The sequence below is a fragment of the Bartonella clarridgeiae ATCC 51734 genome, from assembly GCF_000518185.1.
GTDB lineage: Bacteria > Pseudomonadota > Alphaproteobacteria > Rhizobiales > Rhizobiaceae > Bartonella > Bartonella clarridgeiae.
On the sequence record NZ_JADC01000017.1, the window covers coordinates 39,464 to 47,924 of the forward strand.

Annotated in this window: 4 protein-coding genes; all 4 read left to right on the plus strand. The window is 36.6% G+C overall.

Translation table 11 applies throughout. The annotated features are described in order from the left end of the window. Positions 1-115 precede the first annotated feature (115 nt). A complete protein-coding gene (locus T420_RS0105145; protein ID WP_013545301.1) occupies positions 116-1,036 on the plus strand; it encodes an outer membrane protein assembly factor BamD in 921 nt (306 codons plus the stop codon). A 6-nt stretch (positions 1,037-1,042) separates the two neighbouring features. Continuing rightward, complete coding sequence (gene recN, locus T420_RS0105150; RefSeq protein WP_013545300.1) at positions 1,043-2,710, plus strand: DNA repair protein RecN; 1,668 nt, start codon at positions 1,043-1,045, stop codon at positions 2,708-2,710. Positions 2,711-2,814: 104 nt separating this feature from the next. Then, positions 2,815-4,971: an NAD-dependent DNA ligase LigA gene (ligA, locus tag T420_RS0105155; RefSeq protein ID WP_013545299.1), complete on the plus strand. Its 2,157-nt coding sequence runs from the start codon at positions 2,815-2,817 to the stop codon at positions 4,969-4,971. A gap of 533 nt (positions 4,972-5,504) precedes the next feature. Continuing rightward, the coding region (locus T420_RS07030; RefSeq protein WP_051406286.1) for an autotransporter outer membrane beta-barrel domain-containing protein at positions 5,505-8,461 on the plus strand (2,957 nt) is incomplete at its 3' end.

Sequence of the window (8,461 nt, forward strand, 5' to 3'; positions counted from 1 at the left end):
AAAGTGGATGGGGATTTAGAGTATATAAATTCTAGATGGGGATTTAGAGTATATAAATTCTATTAGTTGGTTTGAAAGTGATATGATATAAAATTTAATGAGTATTTTCTGCAAAATGACATTTTCTGGAGGCCGAGAAACTATGAACAAACCTGATACGTATATTGGGAATATAGCGCATAGAAAATTGACCATTGTACGCAAAGTCTTGATTGGGATTTTTTTGGGGGGAACTTGCTGTTTAGCAGGGTGTTTAGGTAAAGGTAAAAATGTCCTTGATCCATCTGTGCATGTTTTAAAAATCGATCCGCCGGATGTTTTGTATAATCAAGCGCTTGCTAATCTTGATGCGGGGCGACTTAATGAAGCTGCAAAAAAGTTTGCTATTATTGAAAAACAATACGCTTATACTGAATGGGGCCGTAAAGCGTTGGTAATGGGTGCTTTTACAAATTATCGATTAGCTAAGTATGATGATGCAATTAGTATGGCGCAGCACTATATTTCTCTTTATCCTCTGGCGGATGATTCTGCTTATGCTTACTATATTATTGGTCTTTCCTCTTTCCGCCGGATTCCTGATGTTACCCGCGATCAGCGGGATACTAAGCGTGCTATTGCCGCTATGCAACTTTTGATAGAACGCTATCCACAATCAGAATATGTCAGTGATGCTAAGGCTAAAATACGTTTTGGTCGGGAGCAATTAGCTGGTAAAGAAATGCAGATTGGCCGTTACTATGAAGAAGGTCAGCAATATTTAGCAGCAAGTAGAAGGTTTCGTACTGTGATTGAAGAGTATTCAGATACAAACCAGATCGAAGAAGCACTTTTCCGATTGACAGAAGTTAATTTTGCTCTTGGTTTAACTATGGAAGCGCAGACAGCAGCAGCTATTTTGGGTCGCAATTACCCAGGAAGTAAATGGTATAAATTTTCTTATGATTTACTGCAAAAAAATAGTGTATCACCTCAAGAGCACAAATCTTCTTGGATTTCACGTGCTTTAAGTGGTCATAAGAACAAGGTGAATTGATTTTATATGCTAGTGCAGCTTTCGATTCATAATATTGTTTTGATCGAAAGACTTGATATTCATTTTACAAAAGGCTTATCAGTTTTAACTGGAGAAACTGGAGCAGGCAAATCTATTCTACTTGATTCTCTATCGTTAGCTCTTGGTGGACGTGGAGATGCTTCCCTTGTGCGTCATGGTATGACACATGGGCAGGTGACAGCTATTTTTGATATTCCTGTTTCACATCCTGTGCGCCGACTGATATGTGAGAATGGCTTTGATGATGAAGGTGATATCATTTTACGGCGTGTACAATCGAATGATGGTCGTAGTCGTGGTTTTTTGAATGATCAGGTGATTAGCGTTGCATTGATGCGCAGTATTGGCCGTATGTTAGTTGAAATTCATGGACAACATGATGATCGTGCGCTTGTTGATATTGGTACGCATCGCCAATTATTAGATGCTTTTGGTGGTCTTGAAAGTGAAGTGGAAAATTTGCGCGAATGCTATTGCGTATGGCATGCGTTAAAAGAACGCGTGCAACAACAACGTGTCAAAGTTGAAAATGCTGCACGTGAAGTTGATTATCTTCGTGCAAGTGTGGAAGAACTTGATAAGTTTGATTTTAAAGCTGATGAAGAAGATGCTCTATCTCTTCGCCGTGCTGATATGCTTAAATTAGAAAAGATAGCAACCGATATTAGAGAGGCTGATGATCTCCTGGGGGGGCCGAAATCACCAATTCCTGTTCTTGCCAATTTGGTAAGACGTTTGGAGCGGAAAATTCCTGAAGCACAGGCTTTGATTACACCTGTAGTGAAGTCTATCGACGATGCATTGCATGCACTCGCAACGGCACGAGATGGTATCGAAGCTGCAATGCAAGCTTTGGATTTTGACACTAACGAATTGGAACGAGTAGAAGAGCGCCTTTTTGCACTTCGAGGTTTTTCTCGTAAATATCATGTTTCTGGAGTTGAACTCGCTCAGTTACGCGATAAGATGTGTGCTGAGCTTGCTGATTTTGATTGTGCTCAAGCTACATTAGTTCATTTGGAAACTGAGGCTCGAAAAGCGCAAAAAGATTATGACATATTGGCACAAGCGCTTTCGATAAAACGTCAAAAGGTAGCGCGTCGTTTATCTGCAAGTGTTATGGATGAATTACCTGCGTTGAAATTAGAAAAGGCAGAATTTATCGTTGAAATGCACAGTGATGCTGAAAAGTATAGCCCAGATGGTATAGATCGTGTTGAATATTGGGTACGCACAAATCCTGGAACAAAAGCAGGACCGATATTAAGTGTGGCTTCTGGTGGTGAATTGTCTCGTTTTTTATTGGCACTGAAGGTTGTATTGGCTGATCGTGGGTCAGCACCAACATTGGTCTTTGATGAAATTGATACAGGTATTGGTGGGGCTGTTGCTGCTGCGATTGGAAAGCGGTTGTTGTGTTTATCAAAAAATATTCAAGTTTTTTCTGTCACACATGCACCGCAAGTGGCATCTAAAGCCCATAATCATTTTCTTATTTCAAAGGTTGAAAGTGGTGATACAGGATGCTTTGTTACGAGTATCAATAAAATAGAAAATCATGAACGTGCAGAAGAAATTGCACGCATGTTGGCAGGAGAACAAATTACTGAAGAAGCACGTGCAGCGGCCCAAAAGCTTTTAGCACAGGCATAATTAGGAAGTAATGAAGATACTATAAAGCATATGTTCATTTAGATTCTCTATGATAAGCAGTGGGATTTATGTATAGTCTTCACTCAAGATTTGGAATAGAATTTATGGACAAGGATGTGATTAAAAACTTAACTGCTCTTGAAGCAGCAAGTGAGTTGGAATGGTTGGCAAAAGAAATTGCACGTCATGATGTGCTTTATTACCGTGATGATCAGCCTGAGATTTCTGATGCAGAATATGATGCTCTCCGTCGTCGTAATGGGGCAATTGAAAATCTATTTCCTGAATTAATTCGTGCGGATTCTCCTACATTTAAAATTGGCGCGCCGATTTCTGAGAAATTTGAAAAATCTGTTCATGCACAACCAATGCTATCTTTAGATAATGCATTTAATTTTAAAGATGTCAGTGAATTTGTTGAACGTATTCGTCGTTTTTTACGATTTCCAGAAACACAGATAATAAAAATGACAGCCGAGCCGAAGATTGATGGTTTATCTTTATCTTTACGCTATGAGACAGGAAAACTTGTACGTGCTGTAACGCGTGGAAATGGATATATAGGTGAAAATGTCACTACAAATGCACGAACAATTGCTGATATTCCGCAGGTTTTACAGGGTAAATTTCCTGATATTATCGAGGTTCGTGGTGAAGTTTATATGGGGCAGAAAGATTTCCAGCTACTTAATATTAGCCAACAGAAAGAAGGGAAATTAGCTTTTGCAAATCCTAGGAATGCAGCAGCTGGTTCTTTACGTCAGCTTGATTCACGGATAACCGCTAGCAGAAATCTTAAATTTTTTGCTTATGCTTGGGGTGAAATGAGTGAAATGCCTGTTGAAAGCCAGATGGAGATGATGGAAAGGCTTAAAGAATATGGCTTTATTATTAATCCGTTAACAAAGGTTTTTGAAAAATTAGAAGATCTTATTTCATATTATCATTTTATCGAAGAATGTCGCCAATCATTAGACTATGATATTGATGGAATTGTTTATAAAGTTAATGATTTGGTGCTCCAAACCCGTTTGGGATTTGTATCTCGTTCGCCACGTTGGGCAATTGCGCATAAATTTCCGGCAGAGAAAGCTATAGCACTTTTAGAAAGTATTGATATTCAGGTAGGTCGAACTGGAGCATTAACACCTGTTGCTCGTCTTACACCTATTACTGTAGGTGGTGTTGTAGTTACCAATGCAAGCTTGCATAATGAAGACTATATTAAAGGAATTGGCTATAAGAATGAGCCAATTCGTGAAGGACGTGATATCCGTGTGGGCGATACTGTGATTATACAACGTGCTGGTGATGTGATCCCCCAGATTGTTGATGTTCTTGTTGAAAAGCGTCCAAGAGATACTCCTGCTTTTGTTTTTCCTCACTTGTGCCCTGTTTGTGGGAGTCATGCTGTTCGTGAAAAGGGTGAGGCAGTTCGTCGGTGTACAGGTGGGCTTATTTGTTCAGCGCAAGCAATTGAGCGTATTTGTCATTTTGTTTCGCGTAATGCCTTTGATATTGAGGGATTTGGTAGAAAACAAGTGGAATTTTTCTTTCATGCTCAAGATGAAACGCTTTGTATTCATTCGCCAGCGGATATTTTTACTCTACAACGACGTCAAGAAAATTCTCTGAAACGTTTAGAAAATATGGAAGGTTTTGGAGTTGTTTCAGTTCGTAAGCTTTATAATGCCATTAATGCTCGCCGCAAAGTTTCTTTAAGTCGTTTTTTGTTTGCGTTAGGAATTCGTCATGTTGGTGAAGTTAATGCTCAACGTCTTGCTCGTGCTTACCAAAATTATACTGCTTTTGAGACTGCTGCGATGTCAGCCATTATGCCGAGTGATAAATTCAGTAAAGGTAATGAGATTTGGGTTGAATTAACCAATATTGAAGGAATTGGTTCTCGTGTTGGTGAAGCGATTATTGATTTTTATCAAGAAGTGCATAACCGCGACGTTTTATTAGCCTTGCTTAAAGAAGTCACTCCTTTTCATGAAGTTCCTGTGGAAATAGATTATTCGCCGTTAGCAGGGAAAATTATTGTTTTTACAGGAACTTTGGAGCATATGTCGAGGGATGAAGCGAAAGCTTTGGCAGAACGGTTAGGTGCTAAGACATCGAATTCTATTTCTAAAAAGGTTGATTTTCTTGTTTCAGGTTTTGGAGCAGGATCGAAGTTGGCTAAAGCTCAACAATTAGGTGTTGAGGTCCTAGATGAAAAAAGCTGGCTCAAGTTGATTGATGGGCATTATATTTAAGGTTTTCATTTTAAACAATGATTGTTATAATATTATTTTATTTCCAATAATAAAACACGTGATCATAAGTATTATTTTTTGTTGTTATTTTGTACCCAAAAACATTATCATTATTGTTACAAAATAATCATAGGACATGAATTTTAGTACAAATTATTAAGTAAAGTACAGATCCATAAAAGAAAAAGTATAAGAAATTCTCTTAATATTGCCAATAAAATATTTCTAACAAAAATTGCACCATTTTATTTTTTATTTAAATTAGTTTCTTTGTTATTTTTTTGATTAATATTTACCGCATTCTATATTTTAAAATTCAGCTCTTAAGAGATTCTTTTTTAATTTAATATCGAGTTTAAATCTTAATTTTGTTCATTGAGTAGTTTTTAATTGGTAAAGGTCAATACAAATATACAGTATGTAATAAAGATACTTTATGTTATAATAATAACTTGAAATGTATTTATTGCTATTATATAGCTCATAATGTGTTTAAACGATTTTAAATATTTGAAACTTTATTGAGTTTTGTAATGGTAAATATTAAATATGCTGCAAGTTTTCTCTTCTTTTCTCTTCTTTTCTCTTCTCTTTTTATAGCTGATACTGTTTATCCGAAAACTAAAGTTCCTCGTAAAATAGAATCGGACGATCGTGCTTTTGTTGCAGAAATTTATAGAGACGATGGAAATATAAAGGTCCGTACAATAAAAAATATAACATGTAGTATACCTAATAAAAGTGAAGCCTTTTGTTGCAAATCCGATCAGAAAAATTGCAATAGTTCAAAAAAGAAGAAAGAAAAAAATAACAGTAAAAACAACAATGAAGAGTTAGCTGCACTAAATGAAGGGGTAGTTGCAATATATGCGTCGGAATTGGGCACTGTTATTGATGTGGACGATATGAAGATTTTTGGTCCAGTACAAAAGAGTGAGCAGCCTAAAGGTACTGAGCATATATATGGTGTGTGGGTAAAACAACAGGGAGCAGTTACTGTAGGTGAAGCAACCTTGAAAGACCTAACAGTAGGTCTTAATGCTGAAGCCGATAGTATAATATACATAACATCGGGATCAATTAAAGATAGTGAGGTTGCTGTTTATTCTCATGGTAATAGAGCTTATATTGGGTTAGAGGATGTAAGCATTACAGTAGGTGATAAGGGAGTCGGTCTTTTAAATAAGGAAAATGCTTCTATTATTATGATGGGAGATGAAAACAAGGGAGACATTACTTTTACGGCAGGTAATGCAGTTTATATAGATACAGGAGAGGTTATTTTAGAAAATATTACTATTCGTAATAATGTTAAAGGCAGTGATACTGTTAACCGTCAGCATGCTATATTTTCTTCTACTGTTCAAACTGCTATTCACATACATCCAGATAGTGTTTTTAAGATGGAGGAGGGAAATGTTACTCTAGAATATGCGCATGGTCTGGTATTTGACGTTGGAGGGTCTAGAGAAGAAAAAAAAGCTTCAGGACCAATAGAGGTTGATATTGATAGTGCAAATATTCAAGTAAATAGTGCTCAATTTTATGGCATGTATTTACATTATTCGGATAAGAAGAGCCAATCTTCTAATGGAAAATCTCCAGAAAATCACATTTCTAATGGAAATAATAGAAAATCTCTAGAAAATCACAATAGTATAGTTGTTTCTTTGAAGAAAACAAATTTTTCTGTTCCCAAAAGTGCGGTTATTTATAGTGATAAGTCTGATAATACCCATAATCTCACCTTTAAATTGTCAGAGAATGCAACTCTTTCTGGCAATCTTTTGTTACAAGCTAATAGTGGCGTTGTAAAAGTTGAGGCTGATGGATCTAAACTGGAAGGTGGTTCTTTAATTACTAATGGAGCTATAGCAAATTTGCATTTAAAAAATCATTCGACATGGACTTTGACAAAAAGGAAACAGCAACCTTCGAAAGATTTGAGTGTTACAGATTCATCTATTTCTACTATGATCCTTTCAGATAGTAGCATTATTTTTGAAAAGCCAACATCCAATATTTATCAAACGCTCCGTATTGGTAAAGGGAGCGGCACTGTTTATACAGCGCAGGGCAATGCAGAACTTTATATTAATACTTATCTAAATCAAGGAGGGGAGATTGCTCGTCAAAAGACGGATCGCCTTTTAATTCATGGAGACGTATCTGGTACTACTACAGTTCATGTTTTAGCTGTTTCAGGAAGTCCAGGAGACGAAATAGGTCGAGGTGCAAAAAATAATAACAAGGGTATTTCTATTATTCAGGTTTCTGGAGCAGCTCAGGAAGATTCTTTTAAATTATTTAATGATTATATCACCTTGTATAATTTACCTTATCAATATCGTCTTTATGCTTATGGTCCAAGTTCTGCTTTAGGGGCGGCGGATCCAAAACAAAAATTGGTTGGAAATAATGAGGAAAGAGAAAATAGAGACAGTAAATCTAGTAAGCCTTTTTGGGATTATCGTCTTCAGATTGAATATATTAGTTTTCTCCCTTTTTTAAAACCTATGTCATTAGACCTTGCATCATTTAAACCTCGACGTTTCCAGAAGCCAGGCTTACCTGAAAAAAGAGTGCCGGTAGTTGTGCCACAGCTTCCAAGTTATTTAGTCTTGCCTCATGCTTTATTCCATGCGAATTTGGTAGATATAAATAATCACTATGAACTATTAGAATCTACGCACAATGGGACCAATGAAACTGGGCACAATGGAAAGGCAAACTTTTTCATACATGGTTATGGTAGTAATTATCGCTATGCTTCAAATTTGACTGTTTTTGAATATGGTTATAGCGCTGATCTTGACTATAATGCTATGATGGCAGGTGTTGTATTAAAGACGTTAGAGAGTAAGCATAGTGCTTTGTCTTTGGGAGCTATAGGAACTTATAGTAGCCTTTCTCTTCAGCCTTATGTTGTTGAACAAAGTCAGAAGAGTATATTTAATAAATGGTCAGGAAAGCTTTATGCTCACTTACAGTATGATACAGGCTTTTATGTGAATGGAGTTATGTCTTGTGGTTCCTTTAAAGGTGATGTTTCGACTTTGGTTCGAGGGAAAACAGCGACGTTAAGGGGTGAACTTCTGAGTTCTTCTTTAATGGGAGGTCAAGCTATTTTAACGAATTATGATGGATTTGTTGTTGAGCCACAGCTGCAAGTTATTTATCAGTCTGTGATGTTTGACAAGGCTCGTGATATTGATCGGTTTGATATTGATTTAGGAAATCATAACCAATGGATTGCAAGTATTGGTGGTCGTTTCACTAAAACTATGATGGGGTCTGAAGAAGGACGTATTGTTTCTTTTTATAGCAAATTTCATTTTGCCCATAATTATGAAAATAAACGGATAGTGCATTTTAAAGATGCTTTTCAGTTAGGAGCATTTGGTTCTACAGTGGAAGCAGGTTTAGGTGTTCATGCCCAATTGCTTTCTAAAATAGTGCTTCATGGTGATTTGTTATATAAACATAAACT